Origin of the sequence: Sporolactobacillus sp. STSJ-5, assembly GCF_024385605.1 — a bacterium.
In the GTDB taxonomy this organism is placed as follows: Bacteria; Bacillota; Bacilli; order Bacillales; family Sporolactobacillaceae; genus Sporolactobacillus.
Map to the genome: position 1 here is coordinate 1 of NZ_JANFOJ010000013.1, position 20390 is coordinate 20390.

Sequence of the window (20390 nt, forward strand, 5' to 3'; positions counted from 1 at the left end):
CCGGTTTTTCTTATGGGAAAATTTTCATGAGTGGTGAAATTCTCTCATGCTCCCCCTTTCGTTAATAAAATATTCATAATGAGAATGTAAGCTTTAAGTATTCAAAGAAAAGGCTTACGAAAGATTCAAGGAGGAGAACGAATCATGAAGAATATCTTTTCTTTTAAAGTCTATGCTGCCGCATTTCGCGTTAAGCAAATGATTCGATTTTACAAACACTGTGAAAAGTTAGGTCAAGATGTATACATTTATGGAAAAAACCAAGTCAAGCAAATACACAAGATGTCGGATTGGCTAACAGTTTTGATCGAGAATTTGTCTCTTGGCGAAGAATGTCTGGTTGTTGTGGAAGGCAGCAGAGTCAGTCAATTGAGAAACTCCTTTTCAATGGCCTGAACCGTTCGTAAAAAGTAAAAAATAAGCAGCCGGCTCTGATTGGAGCATCGGCTGCTTATTTTTAGATTCAACTGTGAATAACAACTTTTGTATTGTATGGGATATGCTCATAAATCCATTTTGCGTCGGGGACAGTCAGATGAATGCATCCGTGCGAATCTTTCTCGCCCAATCTCTGTGCATCCGCTGTCAGTATACGCTTGTTTTCATCCATCGGCACGCTGTGGAACAAGAATTCACCATGGTTTTTCCATGAGACCCAATACTTCGCGCCTTCTTTGTACTTTGGTGAATAGAACCATTTGCCGCGCTCAGCTTGAATGTAGTAAGTGCCCGTCGGAGTCGTCATATCCGGTTCGGTGTCTTTTCCCGTTGAAGCAATCATCGTGTACAAGGTTTGCGAACCTTTCTTTATATACACTCTTTGATTTTTTATCGAAACATCAATCCAAACGGGTTCATTTTGTGTCAGAACGGGATAACTTCCGCCTGAGGGCTTGTCCCAATTGACTGGGATCGCTTCTTGCTTGGATGTTTGGCCATTTTCTTGCTCTGAACGGCCGACATTAACTTTATCTGTATGACCCGAAGCACTGTTTGCCTGAAAAGAGGGCATATAGGAAGTTAACGTCAAGGACAGAAACAGAGCAGCAATGATGCCACATCCCTTAATCAACACGTTCATCGTTACCCTCTTTCTTCTTCAATCATGTTGTTCTGCCAGTAATATTTTTCGAAGGGTGTTGCCCTAGGTGGGGCAATTCATTCAATTTGCACCAAGGATTTTTTCGTTTCTGCGAATCATGCGATCATAGTATTGCCCAAAATAGCGAATTTCTTCATCTGAAAGTGAAGCAGATGAGCGAATCGGCGCAATCGATTGCAAGGTTCGGAGGCAGGCACCTGCAATCTCCGGTGTGGTGCATGACTTCCCTGTTATTTCTTCAAGGGAGGCCATCACGTCCGGATCGATGTCCGGATAAGCAAAACGTGTTGTTGCCTTTTTCAATCCATGCAGGTAAAAGTTGCGAATGATGCGTGCACGAGCAGATCCGCTGCCGGAGACGCAGAGATAGATTTGCACAGCGACGCCTTGTTTGACACGACGCTGCGAAATGCCTGCAAATTTTTTGCCGCGAACGCTGAGATCATATCTTCCGGGGCAATAGGATCGGGTGATCTCACCGCTTTCGAAAGAAATGCCGAGTGGCGACAACATTTTTCGGATGAAATCAACCATCGCTTGAAATGCGTCATCTATAGAAAGTGAGTGTTCCTTTTCAGAAAAGATCAGAGAAAGATTAAGGACTCCTTCATCAAGAACGACAGCGAGACCGCCGGAATTACGCACGATATAGGTAAATCCATAATCGCGCAGAACTGTCAATCCGTCCTGGATGTGCGGGAGTTTCGTGTCCTGAATGCCAAGCATCACCGTTTGATGATGTACCCACAGTCTGGCGGTACACGGTGACTCGCCTGAACCCACTGCTTCGCAGATTGCATCATCAATAGCGAATGACTGCCTGCCGTCGAATCCGCTGCCAAGCGTTGATTGATCAATCACACGCCAAAGTGGCTGGTCAAGTAGCGACACAAGGAAAACCTCCTTCGAAACTGCAATATCTACGTCTATTATAGCAGGCATTGAGGAAACTGCTGATTAAGAAATGCTGTGCGAGTTGCATGTGCATTGACTTTAATCAGGTTTCCGGATAAGGTTCATGAAAACTTTAATTAACGATGATAAAAATAGTGTTTCCATGTATCTGGTGGCACCTTTCTTGTTTCAATTGACAAGGTATAATTAAAAAATAGCGGACGGTGAAAAGGATGGATGAAATGGATCTTGTAACACGTACGGCAAATTATATACAAGAAAAATTGTCTGGTGAGGGCAGCGGTCATGACTGGTGGCATATACATCGCGTTTACGAGACGAGTATACAAATTATGGAAAGTGAAGCTGTGAAGAACATTAGAGCGGATGTCGTCGCACTTGCTGCTTTACTTCATGATATTGCGGATTGGAAGTTCAATGGCGGTGATGATGGGGCGGGACCGCTCGCAGCAGCAGAGTGGCTTCATTCACAAAATGCTGACGCCTCCGTCATTGAAGCAGTATGCACCATCATTCGTGAGCTTTCATTCAAGGGTGCCGGTGTGCGGACGCCGATGTCGAGCATGGAGGGTAAAATTGTACAAGATGCTGATCGGCTTGATGCGATTGGAGCAGTCGGCATCGCTCGTGCCTTTGCCTATGGCGGTTATAAAAAGAGAGAAATGTTCAATCCGACTATTCTGCCGGTCTTGCACCAAACGGCGGAACACTATAAGGCGCAGCAGTCGACAACGGTTAATCACTTTTATGAAAAACTGCTGCTCCTGCGGGATCGTATGAACACAGAAACCGGGAAAAAACTTGCAGAGCAGCGCCATCTTTTTATGATCCAATTTCTGAATCGTTTTTTTGAAGAGTCTCATGAAACAAATGCAAAGCACGCACAAATACTTAACACACTGTTTGATAACGGAGGAAGAGCAGATGAATGAGGAGCAGATTCGGATTTTCGATGAACAGGGAACACCGATTGGAATAAAATCGCGTGATGAAGCCCATAGAAAAGGTTATTGGCATGAGACCTTTCATTGCTGGTTTGTGGAAAAAAGTGACTCGGGCAGCATGATTTACTTGCAGCAGCGTTGCCATGAGAAAAAGGATTTTCCCGACTTATACGACATCACAGCAGCCGGGCATATCAAGGCGGATGAAACAGTTTCGGATGCCATTCGCGAGATTCATGAAGAACTCGGTGTGCCGGTTCAAATGGAAGCACTGATGCCGCTCGGCGTGATTCGAGATGAAATTGTGCGAGGTGATTTTATTGATCGCGAACGGTGTCATGTCTTTCTATGTGCCAATTACTATAAAATGAGTGCATTCAAGCTTCAAAAGGAAGAGGTTGCCGGAATGTATAAAGCCGCTTATCCGGATTTTGCAGCATTTGTCCAAGGCACAATACAAGAATTGAATCTAGCAGGTTTTGACGAGTCGAATGGAGCACGCATTTGGCGGGAACAAATCATAGATCGGGAGCAGTGCGTGCCTCACAGTTCAAACTATTACAATAGCTTGATAAATAAGCTGAGTCAGCTTCCGCTTTTTCAGTGAAACGAGTCCGAAACTCGCAAAAAAGATACTTTATCTTCTTGTCAATCCGGCAAAGCAAATCTATAATCAAGAAGTTGCAAACTTGGCAGAGTTCGAAACCCTCCTCTGCCGTACCAAAAAAACTACGGGAGTGATCAAAATGAATCAACAGCAATTGAAAGTGAACATTCCTTTCAAACTCGTTTTCTTATCAATGGTCTTTATGACCTGCCTCATTGCCGCAAATTTAGTTGCGTCAAAGCTTTTCTCCATCGGCGGTTACTCCATGACGTCGGGCATCATCATTTATCCACTCACTTTTCTTGTACTGGACAGTATTACCGAATGCTGGGGCAAACCGGTCGCCCAGAAGATCGTATGGATCGGTTTGCTCGCAAATGTTCTGTTTACCCTGCTTCTTCAGGCAGCGATTCATTTACCTGCGGCGCCTTTTTGGAAGGGGCAGGAGGCTTTTGCCGGAACACTCGGCGCGATGCCGCGTATCGTTGCCGCCTCTCTTTGCGGGTACAGCCTATCCCAAACACTTGATATCGCTTTATTCGTCGGACTAAAGAAACGGACGAAGGGAAAGATGCTCTGGCTGCGCAGTCTGGCAAGTACAGCAATCAGCCAGCTTGCTGATTCGACAGTATTCATGTTTGTCGGATTTGCAGGCATTCTGCCGGTAAGTGCCATCTTGACAACAATTGGCACTGAATATGTACTTAAATTTTCCTATGCGGTCATCGGAGTGCCGGTGATCTATTTGATCGTGCACTGGATTCGCATGCAGAAGAACGTTCGAGTGAACACAATACTAAATCAGGACTAAGAGGTGTTTGTGATGAGCGATCGAAAAAATGAAGGATTAACCCTGCTTGGGAATAAAGGGACTACCTACACGTTTGATTATGATCCGAACCTGCTGGAGACGTTTCAAAATCAGCACCCGGAGCGTGACTATTTTGTTAAATTTAACTTTCCGGAGTTTACGAGTCTTTGCCCAATCACCCATCAACCGGATTTCGCAACACTGCATATCAGTTATGTCCCTGCGGAACGCATGGTTGAGAGCAAATCGCTTAAACTCTATTTATTCAGCTTTCGTAATCATGGCGATTTTCACGAGGATTGTGTCAATAACATAGCAGATGATCTGATTCAGCTTATGGATCCGAAGTACTTAGAGGTCTGGGGAAAATTTCTGCCTCGCGGTGGCATCAGCATTGATCCGTACGTTAATTACGGTAAAAAAGGCACACGCTGGGAGCAGGTCGCTTTTGACAGACTGAGCAAGCATGATCTGTATCCGGAACACATTGATAATCGCTAAGGACAGCTTAATATGAAGGAGCAATCAGTTGTGAAAAAAGCAGTTATTGTACTCAGTGGCGGGCTCGACAGCACAACCTGTATGAGCATTGCCAAAAGCGAGGGCTATGTTCTCTGCCCGATCACATTCCGCTATGGTCAGCGCCATCAGCGCGAAGTTGAGCAGGCGAAGAAAATTGCTGCGTTCTACGAGGTTGGGGAACATCGTATTGTCGATCTCGACTTTTTCAAACAGCTTGGCGGTAGTGCTTTGACCGATGTCTCGATTGATGTTCCTGAAGAAGGAACGGAGAAGGGGATACCGGTGACCTATGTCCCTGCACGAAATATGATTTTCTTATCACTTGCGACGGCTTATGCCGAGGTCATCGGTGCGGAAACAATTTTCACCGGTGTCTCCTCGGTTGACTACAGCGGATATCCGGATTGCCGGCCTGAATTTATTCAAAGTATGAATCAGACGATTAATCTGGCGACAAAAACAGGTGTCAGTGCGCATCATTTGACGATCAAAACACCATTGATGCACCTGACAAAAGCAGAAACCGTCCGTTTAGGAATGGATCTCGGTGCACCGTACCAACTGACGACCTCCTGCTACAATGGCGGGGAGGAAGCATGCGGGACATGTGACAGCTGCCGGTTGCGGATCAAAGGTTTTAAAGAAGCAGGATTGATTGATCCGATTCCTTATCAAATTGCAATTGACTGGACGAAATAACATAGAAATGGTGGGGAGCAGAAGCAGATTCTGCTCTTTTTTTACAAGGTAAAGTTTAGCGCTTTGTCCTGTTCGCACGATGATAGGGTCATAAGAAGCTGCTTTCCAATCCGGACTTATCGGTTTGGGCGATCAGGTTAAGCGTCAAATCCGATAAATAGACGGAAAAATTACCCTTATTTAGAAAACGAACGGAAAAAGACCTTAAATAGATGGAGAAATTCCTCTTATCGAATCGAAAAACGTGAAAATGGAGGGTTTTGCTTTGCATAAGCGGAAAAATTACCCTTATTTTCCGGCGGAACACGCACGATGATGCAAATAACCGGAATATCTCCGCTTATTTCCTCTCGCCAAATTTTATTAAAGTCTAATAAGTCGTATGAGCACCATTCTCTTCTTCAAAGAACCCTTCATTTGGATACGTGACGCAGAATCGTATCACAAATAGAGGAAAGATAAAGAAAACGGATTGACAAAGGTAAGAATTTTATTAAACTAAAATTAGTTCTAATCTCTGATTCTTTTTAACCTTGCTCCTCCGCTTTTTTATTTTCTACAATTTTAAACCACAATCACTCTCTTTTTTCACGCGCATGAACATCATTAATATTAAAATCTGTCAGAAGTTCAAATGAATATGCACCAAACGTTGGTAGAGGGGGAATCCTATGGGATTTGAAGAAGAATACCAGGCCTTTTTGAGTGCTCACTCAGATGCAAGAACCGGAGAAAGGTTGCGGCGCTTACAAGAAGGTCACAATGCGGCTGAGCTGTTGTTTTTAAAGCAAGTGTGGTGGCCACTATTTTTTCACTTCAGGTACCTTCATCCAGAATATGAAGTCGATGATTTCAAAGATGGCAAAAGATATTTGGATTTTGCTTATATTCGTCCAGGCATCCGGATCTGTCTTGAGATCGACGGGTATGGCCCTCATCTAAAGAATATAAGCAGATGGCAATTTTCTGACAACCTGGAACGTCAAAACCAGTTAATCATTGACGGTTGGACTGTGATCCGCTTTTCTTATGACCAAGTTAAAGAGCAGCCTCGTCGATGCCAACAGATTGTTCAGCAAGTGATTGGCCAATGGTTGGGTGATGAACTGGGCCAGACCGCTTTGTCCATTGCCGAAAAGGAAGTACTCCGACTAGCGATTCGAAAAGGAGAAGCCATAGCCCCTAAAGAAGTCGAGAAGTATTTGAAGCTAAGTAACAAGACGGTAAAAAAAGTACTTTCTCAACTCGTCGATAAAAAGATGCTGTTTCCCGCATCTGGGATCAAGAGGGTCCGATCGTACCGTTTGGGCGATCAGGTTAAGCGTCAAATCCGATAAATAGACGGAAAAATTACCCTTATTTAGAAAACGAACGGAAAAAGACCTTAAATAGATGGAGAAATTCCTCTTATCGAATCGAAAAACGTGAAAATGGAGGGTTTTGCTTTGCATAAGCGGAAAAATTACCCTTATTTTCCGGCGGAACACGCACGATGATGCAAATAACCGGAATATCTCCGCTTATTTCCTCGTTACTTAATTAAGGAACAGAATGCTTAATGAAACAGAGGTGATGATGCAGGAACTTTCGCTACATACATAGGTCCTGTATGCAACGCGAAAGCCACCGCATCCTGCGGAAGTAAGAACTAGGCGCTTTTTTCCCTGTTTTCCTTATAGATAATCGCGACCATGCCGCAATGATTTGCCCGGTCACAAAATTCGATTCTTAAATGTGCTGCCGGTCACAACTATTTATTCGTAAATGAATTAAAATGTAAGGCAAACATTTGTCCGCACAATGCGGTTGGATGCGACAGCTGCATGGATGTAATCATTGACATAATGATGGAATTATTGAAAATGTGTTGTATCTTTAGTGCAGAAAATTGAGTATAGAGGGGGGCTCGCGCGTATGATTCGGCGACTCACAGAGAAAGACAGAGAGCTAGTTATAACATTCGCTGGTAATCGGCCGGCAGAAAACTTATTTATACTTGGAGATATTGAAGCCTTCGGTATGGAAGGCGATGCAATCACTTTGTGGGGCGATTTTAATGAACAGGGGGAACTGATTAGCATTTTGCTGCGTTATCTAGGTAATTTTATCCCCTATGCGCGTGATCCTGAACTTTTGGATGGCCGAGAGTGGGCAAAAGTGATCGTGGAGAGCGGCCAATTGAAGAACTTTTCCGGACTGCAGAATTTAGTTGAAAAAATCATGCCGCATATTGACGTGCCGATTTTAAAAAAACAGTTATGCCATTATGCGAAACGGGATACCCGGCTTCCAATTGATAAGACGCTCATACGCAAAGATGTGAAGATGCTTTTCCCTGAAGAAGCTGAGAAAGTCGTTGCGCTTCGAAATTCAATATTTACAAACTATTCCGAGACGCCATCAACATTGCAGAAGAATATGGACAAGGGTATTTCACGAACTTATTATATTGAAAGAAATAATGAGCCGGTCAGCAGTGTTTCAACAGTGGCCGAGACAGCGGGTGCGGCGATGATCGTTGGCGTCTGCACGAAAAAGGAGTATGAACATCAAGGCTTTGCAACAAGCTGTCTGATTAAAACGATCAGCGCACTTACTGCAGAACATAAACAGCCCTGCCTGTTTTACGATAATCCGGCGGCAGGACGAATTTATGAAAGGCTTGGTTTTGTACCAATTGAAAAATGGATGATGATCAAGTATTGATCTATGTGCACTGTTAAAGCTGTTCGGCAAACTGCCGACAGCCTTTTTAATTTCAACTAAAATTAAATGATTCACTAATAAAAATATGTTAATAGTGTTGTAATTGATAATGAATATCGTTATCATAAAAAAGTACATGAGCATTTGTTAAGTGAAAGGATTATTTACATAGAAGAAGCAGTAAACAGCAACATTGATCCGCTAAGGAAGAACATGCCCGCTGTTAAAAATCACCATGCCTACGAATGAATACGAAGCAAACAAAAGCTGACGCTATTCAGGTCCGGCAATAAACACGCAGATTAATTTAAATTAACGCCAGTGGAGGGAGCGAGACTTGATGGGGCTGCTGAGAACGGAAAAATTGGATATTGCTTACGGCGAGAAGAAGATTGTTGATCAGATGAATCTTGACATTCCATTTGGCAAAATCACGGCGCTGGTTGGTGCGAACGGTTCGGGAAAATCAACAATTCTTCGCACAATGGCACGATTAATGCGTCCGTCAGGCGGCAGCGTTTTCTTAGATGGAAAAAATATTCACAAACAGCCGACCAAGCAAGTTGCCAAACAACTGGCAATCCTGCCGCAACATCCGCTGACGCCTGAGGGTGTAACGGTTAGCGAATTAGTAGCTTACGGACGCTACCCCCATCAGCAGGGAATGCGACGAATCGATGATACGGATCGTCAGGTGATCGACTGGGCGGTTGAGGCCACAGGACTTTCTGAACTCGCGGACCAGGAGGTCGATAACCTGTCAGGCGGTCAAAGGCAGCGCGCATGGATCGCCATGGCTCTGGCACAGGAAACCAGCTGGCTTTTCCTGGATGAGCCGACGACTTTTCTCGATATGACCTATCAGCTTGATGTTTTAAAACTGATTTCAAAGCTTAATCGTGAGGAAGGCCGGTCGGTAGTCATGGTCGTTCACGATTTAAATCATGCGGCGCGCTTTGCAGATTACATGATTGCCATTAAATCCGGAACTGTCGTCTGTGAAGGTGAGCCGCGAACAATAATAACCGAGTCTATGCTTGAACATGTCTTTGGCGTCAAAGCAGACATTATTATTGATCAGAGAACCAATCTGCCACTTTGCATTCCCTATGATACTGTTCATAATCATTCAAATAAAGGAGTTTATCAATGATCGATTTATATGATGTAACCATTATCGGTGGGGGACCGGCCGGTCTTTATACCGCCTTCTACAGCGGCATGCGGTCACTCAAGACAAAACTTATTGAAGCTAGGAATGACTTGGGCGGCGTGGTCACACATTTTTATCCTGAAAAGACGATCTATGATCTCGGCGGCATTCCCGGAATTAAAGGAGAAGCATTGGTGAGTCAGCTGCAAACACAGGCCGAAACATTCCAACCGAGAATCGTCAAAAATCAGACCATTGCACGAATGGAGAAACAAACGGACGGAACGTTTAAGCTGACCAGTACAAACGGCGATCTTCATTATACACGCAGGATCATTCTGGCAGTCGGAAGCGGGACATTTGAAGTGAATAAACTTCAATTAGAGGAAGCTGCTGATTACGAAGAAACCAGTCTGTTTTATGCAGTACGTCATCCACAGCAATTTACCGGGAAAAATGTTGTCATCTCAGGCGGAGGCAACGGGGCACTTGACTGGGCGGCAGAGCTCGCACCGATATGTAAACAGGTCACTGTTGTGTACCGAGGCGAAAAGTTCACACATGCACTTGAGCACAATATTGAACGAATGAATCAATACGCGGTTCAAGTGAACTTTGCCTGTGAAGTAACAGGACTTTCCGGTGAAAACGGCCAATTACGAAGAATAACAGTGCGTGATGCGGCAGATCAAACGCAACAAATCGAAGCAGATGCGTTGATTGTGAACCACGGTTTTCAATTCGGTCTTGGAGAGCTTGAACAATGGGGCATGGCTATTGAAAATAACGGAATTCTGGTTGATCAGCGAATGGAAACCTCGATTAAAGGCATTTTTGCGATCGGCAATGCCGCTTTATATCCGCAGAAGCTATACTTAATAGCAGCCGGATTTGTGGAAGGTCCGACAGCAGTCAACAGTGTGAAGCATGACCTGGATCCTGACGCGCCTTCGCAGGCGATGGTCAGCACCCACCATCATTTTTTCACTGAAAAGGCATAAATCAATCACATGGTTAGTTCAGATCATCGGGAGACCGGTGATTTTTTTAATTGGTACTTGTGGACTGTTTTTCTCGGAAACTGCTTGTTCAAGAATCTGTTGAAAATGATAATAAAAAAATAATTTTCATGAAAATTAATTTGACACGAAAGCGTTTTTATTTTACACTGAACTCGCTCAATTAATCACCTGAACAGCCATTTGGGCACATTTATTGATTCATGAACTTCTAGTTAAAACAAAGATGATATGAGCGGATCTTTTTTTATCACTCATTAATGAAAACGGTTAATAGGGGGCCTCTTAAATGGGTAAGAAGGATTACAGCCAATTAGCGATGGATATTGTCGCTAATGTCGGGGGCAAGGAGAACGTCAAGTCCTTGATCCATTGTGCGACACGGCTGCGTTTTAGGCTTAACGATCAAAGCAAGGCCAATAAGGAAATCCTTGAAGATCTGCCCAATGTACTCACAGCAGTCAGTGCCGGCGGCCAGTATCAGGTTGTTATTGGCGACGAAGTAGTGCCTGTCTATGAAGCGATCATGGAAAAATACGGTTTTAGTGCGGTGGACAGTAAATCTTCCGCGGATCAATCCGACGACGAAGAGCCTGCTCAATCGGAAAACTGGTTTGAGCGTTTTGTTGCTGTTATTTCCGGTATTTTTACACCATTTATTTCCGTTCTCGCAGGTGTCGGCGTATTGAAGGGTGTCGCGATTCTCATTGCGACATTTCATTGGCTTCCGGCAAACTCACCGATTTTTCTTATTATCAACACATTAGCAAGCGGCGTGTTCACCTTGCTGCCGATTTTTATTGCGATCACTGCTGCAGATAAGTTCAACACAAATAGATATATTGCCGTTGCTCTTGCGGCCGCGATGATTTATCCGCTTACGGACAGTCAAATTCCTAAGGTGGCTCATCTATGGGACTACGCGGTTAACTTTAAGACTTATGGCGGAGCAGTTATTCCGACGATTCTTGCCATTTGGCTGGAAAGTCATGTTGAGCGCTGGTTTAAAAAACATTTGCCTGCAGTGATGCAGCTCGTCTTCGTTCCTTTTCTCACGTTGATTGTTGCCGGCCTGCTGACATTCTTAGTGATCGGCCCGCTCGGGACAGCTCTTGGAACGGGTTTAGCATACGGCTATAAATTTCTATATGAATTAAGCCCGCTGATTGCCGGAGGTATTCTGGGTGCAACCTTCCAGATCTTTGTTATTTTCGGCTTGCACTGGGGCATTTTGCCGATATCGATGATCAATGTTCAAACGTATGGTTACGATACGCTGCTTGCAGTTATGCTGGTTGCCGTCGCCGGACAGTTCGGTGCGGTTGCCGGATCGATCTTTAAGGCGAAAAAAATGAAGAACAGAGAAATTGCCATTTCGGCCGCAATCAGCGGATTTTTCGGAATTACTGAACCGGCCATCTACGGCATTAACTTAAAATATAAAAAAGGCTTTATTTTCGGGCTTGTCGGCGGTGCGCTTGGCGGTGCCGTAGTCAGTGCGGCCGGTGTGAAATGTTTTAGCTATACACCGATTATGAACATTTTTGAGATGCCGCTTTTCATTGGTAAAAATTCGAGTATTGTTTGGGCAAGCATCGGCTTTGTTGTTGCTCTGCTCAGTTCATTTCTGCTTGTCCTCATCTTTGGATTTAACGAGAACAACACGGAGAAATTATTTGCGAAGGTGACTTCCGGAAAGAAGAGTCTTACTGAGAAAAAAACGGCTAAACTCGGATTGGACGATCAGGATGAGGCGGCTGCTGCCGTTGAATCAGCAGGTCCAGAGATCGATACATCAAAATTAACCTTAGTTGATACGGTCTTCAGTCCAATTGTGGGTCAACCGGTACCGCTTGCGAAGGTCAATGATCCGGTTTTCAGTTCCGGAGCGATGGGTGCGGGAATCGGAGTGATTCCGGCAAACGGCACATGCGTATCTCCGGTCGACGGTGAAGTGACCGTGGCGTTTCCAACAGGGCACGCTTACGGAATTAAAGCCGAATCTGGTGCAGAGCTTCTGATCCACATTGGCATTAATACGGTTGAACTCAAAGGTGAACATTTTGCTCCAAAGGTTGAAGCTGGGGCAAAGGTAAAAAAAGGCGATGTTCTGGTAGTCTTTGATCCGGACAAAATTAAAGAAGCCGGTTATGATACGACGACCATGATTTTGGTTACCAATACAAATGAGTATGAAGCTGTTGTTCCTGAAACGAGAAAACCAGCGTCTTCAGAAGAAGCGTTGATTCGGATCTATAAATAAGTAATAAAAGCAAACAAAACCCGTGAGCCAAATCGGTTCACGGGTTTTGTATTCTATTTATTTTCAAGCCGGATCCGGTGCTGGTCCGGATTTTAAAGCCTCATCTTTAGCCGTTTTTCCTGCCCAATAAGAGGCAAGCATGGGCCCGGCAATATTTTGCCAAACACTGAACAGAGTGCCGGGCACGGCTGCAGCCGGAGAGAAGAAGAGCAGAGCAAGCGAAAGACCGAGTGCGGAATTTTGAGTAGAAACCTCAAAGGTAATCGCCTGTTTTTTGACCTGGTTGACGCCGAACAGTTTGCCGACAAGAAAGCCGAGCGCTGTGCCAAGCACATTAATGAGTATAACAACCGGGATCAGGACGAGCATTTCCGGTGCAAACAGACGCGCACTGTTTGCCGCTACAACACCACCAATGATCAGAAGAATGGCTGATGTTGAGACAAGCGGAAGAGCGGCAGTTGCTTTTGCAATTCTTTCTCCCAGAAAGGCATTTACGGCAAGGCCGAGAACGACCGGCAGAACAACAACTTCAAGCACGTTAATAAACAATGAGAGAACAGGGATGCTCACCCAATGTCCTGCTAGTAAGAGCAGAAGAACAGGGAGCAGTACCGGAGCGATGAATGTTGTCATTGTACCGATTGAAACACCAAGTGCGACATCTCCTTTGGATAGGTAGCACATGACATTCGCAGCCGTTCCGCTTGGACAGCAGCCGACGAGAATAACTCCGGCTGCGACCGCATCGGGCAGCTGAAAAATGGCGCAAACAGCAAATGAGCAGACAGGCATGATCAGATAGTGAGCGATGACGCCAAGAGTTACTTCTTTCGGCGCCTTGAACACGCCTGAGAAATCGGATCGTTTAAGTGTCATACCCATCCCGAACATGACAACACCAAGCAAGTAAGGAACATAAGGAACGACCCATGCGGCAAGACTTGGGTGAAAATAGGCAATGGTGGCAGCGGCGAGAACAAACCATATAAATTGAGCGCTTAAAAAGGCGCCGATTCTAGAGATTGTCTTCAATGAAAATACATCCCTTCTGTTTTCGTCTGTTTTTGGTCACTCAGAAACTTACGTACCAAGAATTGCTTTTTTCCGTCAAAATCGTCCCCAGACACTCCTTTCCCTTTGCTAAAAAAGTCCCCGTTTGCTGTGAACGGGGACTTTTTCCGAACCCCTTATTGCGATGAAAACCCAGTCATACGTAATTTAGTCAACGAATGCCTTGATTCTTAGGGAATCAAACAATTTTGGCTTGTATCTGATTGGGCGGATCCGGTAAAACTTTTAAAGAATAAATTTGGTGCTAGGAATATAGCATTTGCGAAAGACAAAGTCAACGCAATTTAGCATATTCTGAACAAACTGTCTTTATCCTTGCTAGGCCATCAAAATTATAGGGCGTTTCATTACACCGATTATTGTGTTGTGACAGCATCAACCTTTGGTGCTGTCTTCTCAGCCTTTTGTTTTCCGGCCCAATAAGAAGCGAGCAGAGAACCAGACATGTTGTGCCAGATACTGAACAGTGTTGCAGGTATTGCGGCGGCAGGCGAGAAGAACGCCATGGCAAGAGCGACACCAAGTGCTGAATTCTGCATACCGACTTCAAATGTAATTGCCCGGCTTTTCTGGTGATTCATGCCGAGCAGGCGGCTGAAGAAGAAGCCTAATGCGTAGCCAAGCAGATTATGAAGCATGACAACAGGTATAATGATTAATGTACCGGCGGTCAGCAAATCGCCGTTTTTATTTGAAGCTGCAACCACGCCGCCTGCGATCAGAATAATAGCAACCGTTGATACGAGCGGTAACGCTTCTGTTACCTTGTGTACTTTTTTGCCAAAGAAGGTATTGACAAGAACGCCGAGAACGATCGGCACGATGACGATTTCAACGACGCTTACGAAAAGCGAGGTGGTCGGGATTTTAACCCAATGTCCTGCAAGCAGCCAAAGAATAAAAGGCAGCATGACCGGCGCAATTAATGTGGACACTGCGCCAATTGAGACACCAAGCGCGACATCACCCTTTGCAAGGAAACACATAACGTTGGACGCCGTTCCGCTTGGACAGCAGCCGACAAGGATTACGCCAACAGCGACCGCGGGCGGCAGTTGAAATGCAAAGCAAAGTGCAAAGGCAATGAGCGGCATGATTAAGTAGTGTGCACAGACACCGATGATGACATCCTTTGGACGCTTAAATACAGCGGCAAAATCGGATCTTTTCAGAGTCATGCCCATCCCGAACATGATGATGCCGAGTAGGTAATTGACATATGGGAGCACCCATGTGATGACGCCTGGCTGAAAATAGCTGACAGCTGCGGCAGCTAATACGAATAGTGAAAAATATTTACCTAAAAATTGTCCTGTAGCGACAATAGCCTTCATTATTAAAACATCCTCTCTGTTTTCGTGCATCCTTTATATTTTTTAGCTGATAATCCTCTGTTTTTTTTAAGATTATCGCTTCTGTTTATTTGACCGGTTGTTTTTCTTTTTCTGTTGTACCGGCTTCAGACCAAGCTTCAGGCAGTCGCATCACGCCGCCGGTATGCGCAGAGGTGACGAGTGCAGCGTAACGTGCAAGATAACCGGAACGGACCTTAGGAACAAACGGCTTTAATGTTTGGCGACGCTCTGCCAGTTCTTCATCGGTCACATCAAGATGTACCGTGCGGTTGGTCAGATCGATCGTAATGGTGTCGCCGTCCTTGACAAGAGCAATTGGCCCGCCGGATGCAGCTTCCGGAGATACATGACCGACGGAAATACCGCGCGTTGCACCGGAAAAACGTCCGTCGGTTAGTAAAGCGACATCTTTTCCAAGACCGCGTCCGACAATTGATGAGGTCGGTGCCAGCATCTCAGGCATGCCCGGACCGCCTTTTGGTCCTTCATAACGGATGACGACAACATGACCTTTGCGCACGGTGTGGTTGTCAATCGCTTCGACGGCCTCATCGTGGGAATTAAAGCAGATTGCTTTTCCTGTGAACGTTTTTACAGAAGGGTCAACACCGCCGACTTTGATCACGGCGCCTTTTGGCGCGACATTGCCAAAGAGAACGGACAGGCCGCCGTTTTTGCTGTAGGCATCTTCCAGCGGATGAATGACCTTAGGATTCTTGATTTTTGCCTCAGCCACATTTTCTCTGAGCGTTTGACCGGATACTGTGATGCGGTCGGGATGGATAACATGGCCCATATCAACCAGTGTCTTGATGATAGCCGAGATGCCTCCGGCTTCATGCACATCCTGCATTGAGAACGCTGAGCTCGGGGCAATTTTCGCCAAGTACGGAACCTTTTTTGCAACCTCGTTGATTCGATTGAGGTCATAATCGATACCTGATTCAGAGGCTACGGCAAGCATGTGGAGGACGGTATTTGTCGATCCGCCCATAGCCATATCAAGGGCAAAAGCATCGTCGATTGCTTCCGGGGTAATGATGTCACGCGGACGAATGTCTTTTTTTATGAGCTCCATGAGCTTGGACGCGGATTGACGAATTAAGTCGCGCCTTTCCTCAGAAACGGCGAGAGCGGTTCCGTTGCCGGGAAGCGCGACGCCGACCATTTCCATCAGGCAGTTCATGGAATTGGCCGTAAACATGCCGGCGCACGATCCGCAGGTCGGACAGGCAGAGGCTTCGATATCTAAGAATTGATCCTTTGTTATCTGTCCCTCTTTAAATGCGCCAACGCTTTCGAAGACCGAGGATAAAGTCAGTGCCTTGCCTTGAGCAGACAGTCCCGCCTTCATGGGCCCGCCGGAACAGAAAATTGATGGTACATTGGTGCGAACAGCCGCCAGCATCATGCCTGGTGTGATTTTGTCACAGTTAGGGATGTAGAACACACCGTCAAACCAGTGAGCGTTGATCATTGTTTCTGCCGCATCTGCAATTAGTTCGCGACTGGGGAGCGAGTAGCGCATGCCGATATGGCCCATGGCGATGCCGTCATCGACACCGATGGTATTAAATTCAAATGGAATTCCGCCTGCTTCTCGAATGGCTTCTTTTGCTACATCGGCAAGTTCGCGAAGATGGACATGCCCCGGAACGATATCCACATAGGAATTGCATACCGCAATAAAGGGTTTGTGCATATCCTCTTCATTCCTTACGACGCCTGTAGCCCTGAGCAGGCTTCTTGCAGGAGCACGATCCACGCCTTTCTTGATTTCATCGCTTCTCAATCTCTCTCATCCTTTCTGTTTTTGAAAATTGCCGAATAAAAAACTCCCATTCAAGATGAATGGGAGTTCTGTCCGACTCCCACCTACGCCAAGGAGGACCCGGACAATCGATTGAATTTTTTCAACGATTGCCAAGGCCCTAGGTAATAATCAAGACTCGTAGGTAGGATAGAAATGACATAGTGATCAACCTCTTAAATATTAAGAAATTTTGTACAACAAAATATAACACTAGCAAAATGATCCGTCAACATCATTTTTGTTGAAACTGCTTTTCATATGCAAGGGGAATTCGGACAATAATTGTTGAAAGGATGAACGGGATAGGTGCTGATGGAGGAACGAAACTGATCAAAATAGATGCAATTTTTTTGCAGGTAAGGCACATCTTAGACGAATTAATTTTTCACTTTCGTTGTTTCAAATTCTATTTACTTTTATACTGGAAAGATATAAGCAGTACTGATGAGCATATAATCTGTTCGGGCAAAATGGTGGACGGCGGGAGGCTGTTTCTTGAAACTAATCGTTAATCTAATAAAATTATTTGCTGGCCTTTTTTTATTCGCACTTGGGGCGGTATGTACCATTAACGCTAATTTAGGTCTGCAGCCATGGGACGTGCTCCATCAAGGACTTTCAAGAACCTTTCCCATAACAATCGGCTTGGCCAATATTTTCGTAGCCTTTATTATTGTCATCTTGAACAGAATACTCGGAGAAAAAATCGGTTTCGGTACATTGGCGAACATGCTGTTCATCGGATTATTTATGGATATGCTGATGCTCGGCCACCTCGTTCCAACTGCCTCTCATTTTGTCGAGCAGCTGTTGATGGTTCTTATCGGTTTGGCCATTATCAGCTTAGGAACCTATTTGTACATAAGCGCAGGGTTTGGTGCTGGGCCAAGAGATGGTCTTATGGTTGTTGTGGCTCGCAAAACACATCAATCCGTGCGTTTGATTCGAACGGTGAATGAAGGGGTGGCGCTGATTATCGGCTGGCTGCTTGGCGGTTCTGTTGGTATCGGTACAGTGGTCATGGTGTCACTGATCGGTATTTTTGTACAGGCGACCTTCAAGCTCTTCCGATTTGACGTGAAAAATGTTCATCATATCTATTTGGATCGCCACATGTTCACCAGAATTTTCAGCAAAAAAGAACCGATGAATGGAGGAACAAATCAACATGGTCTTTGATACACACAATCATACCCGTTTTTCATTTGACGCGGAAATGGATATTGAGGAAGCGCTCAAGAAAGCTTCCCGCTATGCTATGAATTTGGTAGTTACAGAACACTATGATTTAAATGAACGCCAGGATGATGGCACTCCGGTTGATTTTGAGATTAAGCAATATTTCGATACCTACTCCGCTTACAGAGGCGAGCATCTTCTACTGGGCATTGAGCTTGGTTTGGACAATCGTCCCGACTATGTCGCACGCAATCGTGCAATTATCGAAGCTCATCCGTTTGATATGGTTATCGGGTCCGTGCATAATCTGCAGGACTTTGACCTTTATACGGACCGCGCGAAGAATTTTCTAAGCAAACAGGACTTCTTTACGCAGTATCTGATCTATGCCGAGCACACGATCCATCGCAATCCATATATCGATACATTTGCTCATATTGATTACCCGTGCCGCTACCTGAATTATTCCGACAATGTGCTTCGTTATGAAGATTTCCCGCTTTTAATCGATAATTTTCTCAGCACGCTGATTGAAAACGATATTTGTCTTGAAATCAATCTTCGTCTGATTGATCAGAGCGGTTTTCGTGAGGGGCTCGAAAGCATCGTCCGCCGCTATCGAGAATTAGGTGGCCAGTATGTAACCATTGGCGGCGACAACCATTCTCCGGACACCATTGGCATCAAGTACCCGCTTGGCGCAGCGATGGCAAAAGAATATAGTCTGACCCCTGTTTATTTTAAAAACAGGAAACGAATGGTCGATGAACCGATGAGCTGATTATGAAGTGCTTCGGTGAATACTCTGTTTTCATTTTCTGTCCAATCAAGTTATAATGATCGCAGTACATCGTGATTGACTGGGACGAGGATCCTGTCTGCACGAGCTGCAAATAGGACGTGATGGTGTTGACCCGCTCATTTCAGAAATTGAATGAAGAAAAGGTGTTTAAGGATCCCGTACATCGCTATATTCATGTTCGTGATCGATTGATTTGGGATCTGATCGGAACACCGGAATTTCAACGCTTAAGGCGAATTCGACAGCTCGGTACGACATTTCTGACGTTTCACGGAGCAGAACACAGTCGTTTCGGTCATTCACTGGGCGTTTATGAAATTGCGAGACGTGTCATCGATATTTTTAAATACAGGAATCATTGGGATGATTCGGAGACGATGATCGCTCTTTGCGCGGCGCTTCTTCATGATGTGGGCCATGGGCCTTTTTCCCATTCCTTTGAGAAAGTGTTTGGAACGAACCATGAAGAATACACGCAAAAAATAATCCTGGGCGATACGGAAATACATCGTTTGCTAGAAGAGCAGGGCGAAGGCTTTGCTGAAAAAGTTGCCGATGTGATTGGCAAAACGTATCCCAATCGACTCGTTGTCAGTTTGATTTCCAGTCAGATTGATGCTGACCGTATGGACTATCTGCTTCGTGATGCCTATTTCACCGGTGTGAGCTACGGCCATTTTGACATGGAACGTATTTGGCGCGTGATGCGCACGCAGGATGACCAAATTGTTTTTAAATTTTCGGGGATGCATGCAGTAGAAGATTATATCATGAGTCGTTACCAGATGTATTGGCAGGTCTATTTCCATCCGGTGACGCGCAGCGCAGAAGTTATTCTCACACAAATTCTCCACCGAGCAAAAGTGCTGTATCATGAGGGATTTCGTTTTAAATATGCGCCGTATCCGTTGATAAAGATCTTTAAAGGGGAAATGACGCTCAAAGACTATCTGAAACTGGATGAGTCTGTGATCCTTTACTTTTTTCAGGCTTGGCAGGAGGAGAAAGATCCGATTCTCAGCGATTTGTGCTTCCGTTTCATGAATCGCCGATTGTTTAAATATGTAGAGTTTACACCTTCATTGATCGAATCTAAGGATCAGCTTGCAGGAGCTTTTCGAGACGCAGGAATTGATCCAGACTACTATTTGGAGATTGATTCATCGTCGAATTCACCTTATGATCTCTATCGGCCGGGTGAAGAAGGGGAGCGTCAGCCGATTCAATTGCTCATGCCGGACGGAACACTTCATGAACTGTCTCAAGAATCCGATGTTGTCGGATCAATTACCGGCAAGCGGCGTACCGACGTCAAATTGTATTATCCGAAGGATCGAGTGTTTGATTTGCCGGAGCACTCGCCATATAGAGAACGGATACAAGAAATTTTAGGCATCTAAGAAGCTGCATACAAGGTCATGTGTTA

The 20390-nt window shown here is 45.1% G+C and carries 19 protein-coding genes; 14 read left to right on the forward strand and 5 right to left on the reverse strand.

Translation table 11 applies throughout. The annotated features are described in order from the left end of the window. The first annotated feature begins 144 nt into the window (after positions 1-144). Positions 145-396 carry a hypothetical protein gene (locus tag NOM01_RS12110; protein ID WP_255748742.1) on the forward strand — a complete coding sequence of 84 codons (252 nt, stop codon included), beginning with the start codon at positions 145-147 and terminating at the stop codon, positions 394-396. Between the two features lie 67 nt (positions 397-463). Here NOM01_RS12110 and NOM01_RS12115 read toward each other — a convergent pair whose 3' ends face one another. Beyond that, positions 464-1042, reverse strand: coding sequence for a L,D-transpeptidase (locus tag NOM01_RS12115; protein ID WP_370646103.1), 579 nt, complete (start codon positions 1040-1042; stop codon positions 464-466). A gap of 120 nt (positions 1043-1162) precedes the next feature. After that, positions 1163-1993 carry a lipoate--protein ligase family protein gene (locus NOM01_RS12120; protein ID WP_255748744.1) on the reverse strand — a complete coding sequence of 277 codons (831 nt, stop codon included), beginning with the start codon at positions 1991-1993 and terminating at the stop codon, positions 1163-1165. A 245-nt stretch (positions 1994-2238) separates the two neighbouring features. Between NOM01_RS12120 and NOM01_RS12125 the strand changes: the two genes are divergently transcribed. From NOM01_RS12125 to NOM01_RS12170, 10 genes are all read left to right on the forward strand, one after another. Beyond that, on the forward strand, positions 2239-2949 hold the full coding sequence (locus NOM01_RS12125) for an HD domain-containing protein (RefSeq protein ID WP_255748745.1): 711 nt from the start codon (positions 2239-2241) through the stop codon (positions 2947-2949). Continuing rightward, the gene (locus tag NOM01_RS12130) at positions 2942-3568 is read left to right on the forward strand and encodes an NUDIX hydrolase (protein ID WP_255748746.1); all 627 of its coding nucleotides are present in this window, start codon (positions 2942-2944) and stop codon (positions 3566-3568) included. The genes NOM01_RS12125 and NOM01_RS12130 overlap by 8 nt, the downstream gene beginning before the upstream one ends. Before the next feature lie 139 nt (positions 3569-3707). Next, entirely contained in the window at positions 3708-4379 is a 672-nt protein-coding gene (locus NOM01_RS12135; protein WP_255748747.1) for a queuosine precursor transporter, read from the forward strand. Positions 4380-4391: 12 nt separating this feature from the next. Next, complete coding sequence (queF, locus tag NOM01_RS12140; RefSeq protein ID WP_255748748.1) at positions 4392-4880, forward strand: preQ(1) synthase; 489 nt, start codon at positions 4392-4394, stop codon at positions 4878-4880. 30 nt (positions 4881-4910) lie between these two features. Further along, on the forward strand, positions 4911-5600 hold the full coding sequence (gene queC / locus NOM01_RS12145; protein ID WP_255748750.1) for a 7-cyano-7-deazaguanine synthase QueC: 690 nt from the start codon (positions 4911-4913) through the stop codon (positions 5598-5600). 671 nt (positions 5601-6271) lie between these two features. Further along, entirely contained in the window at positions 6272-6937 is a 666-nt protein-coding gene (locus tag NOM01_RS12150; protein WP_255748751.1) for a DNA-binding response regulator, read from the forward strand. Between the two features lie 577 nt (positions 6938-7514). Beyond that, entirely contained in the window at positions 7515-8306 is a 792-nt protein-coding gene (locus NOM01_RS12155) for a GNAT family N-acetyltransferase (protein ID WP_255748752.1), read from the forward strand. Between the two features lie 340 nt (positions 8307-8646). Then, positions 8647-9459 carry an ABC transporter ATP-binding protein gene (locus NOM01_RS12160; RefSeq protein WP_255748753.1) on the forward strand — a complete coding sequence of 271 codons (813 nt, stop codon included), beginning with the start codon at positions 8647-8649 and terminating at the stop codon, positions 9457-9459. Further along, complete coding sequence (locus NOM01_RS12165) at positions 9456-10460, forward strand: NAD(P)/FAD-dependent oxidoreductase (RefSeq protein ID WP_255748754.1); 1005 nt, start codon at positions 9456-9458, stop codon at positions 10458-10460. The genes NOM01_RS12160 and NOM01_RS12165 overlap by 4 nt, the downstream gene beginning before the upstream one ends. A gap of 307 nt (positions 10461-10767) precedes the next feature. Next, positions 10768-12741 carry a beta-glucoside-specific PTS transporter subunit IIABC gene (locus tag NOM01_RS12170; RefSeq protein ID WP_255748755.1) on the forward strand — a complete coding sequence of 658 codons (1974 nt, stop codon included), beginning with the start codon at positions 10768-10770 and terminating at the stop codon, positions 12739-12741. Positions 12742-12804: 63 nt separating this feature from the next. Here NOM01_RS12170 and NOM01_RS12175 read toward each other — a convergent pair whose 3' ends face one another. The 3 genes from NOM01_RS12175 to ilvD all read right to left on the reverse strand — a co-directional run bounded on the left by NOM01_RS12175 (position 12805) and on the right by ilvD (position 16962). Next, on the reverse strand, positions 12805-13776 hold the full coding sequence (locus NOM01_RS12175) for a bile acid:sodium symporter family protein (protein WP_255748756.1): 972 nt from the start codon (positions 13774-13776) through the stop codon (positions 12805-12807). Positions 13777-14171: 395 nt separating this feature from the next. Then, entirely contained in the window at positions 14172-15149 is a 978-nt protein-coding gene (locus NOM01_RS12180) for a bile acid:sodium symporter family protein (protein WP_255748757.1), read from the reverse strand. 85 nt (positions 15150-15234) lie between these two features. Next, complete coding sequence (ilvD, locus tag NOM01_RS12185; RefSeq protein WP_255748758.1) at positions 15235-16962, reverse strand: dihydroxy-acid dehydratase; 1728 nt, start codon at positions 16960-16962, stop codon at positions 15235-15237. A gap of 516 nt (positions 16963-17478) precedes the next feature. On the opposite strand from ilvD, the gene NOM01_RS12190 reads away from it, so the two are divergent. The 3 genes from NOM01_RS12190 to NOM01_RS12200 all read left to right on the forward strand — a co-directional run bounded on the left by NOM01_RS12190 (position 17479) and on the right by NOM01_RS12200 (position 20364). Continuing rightward, positions 17479-18162, forward strand: coding sequence for a YczE/YyaS/YitT family protein (locus NOM01_RS12190; RefSeq protein WP_255748759.1), 684 nt, complete (start codon positions 17479-17481; stop codon positions 18160-18162). Continuing rightward, the gene (locus NOM01_RS12195; protein ID WP_255748760.1) at positions 18152-18943 is read left to right on the forward strand and encodes a PHP domain-containing protein; all 792 of its coding nucleotides are present in this window, start codon (positions 18152-18154) and stop codon (positions 18941-18943) included. The genes NOM01_RS12190 and NOM01_RS12195 overlap by 11 nt, the downstream gene beginning before the upstream one ends. 122 nt (positions 18944-19065) lie before the next feature. After that, on the forward strand, positions 19066-20364 hold the full coding sequence (locus NOM01_RS12200) for an HD domain-containing protein (protein WP_255748831.1): 1299 nt from the start codon (positions 19066-19068) through the stop codon (positions 20362-20364). The last annotated feature ends 26 nt before the right edge of the window (positions 20365-20390 follow it).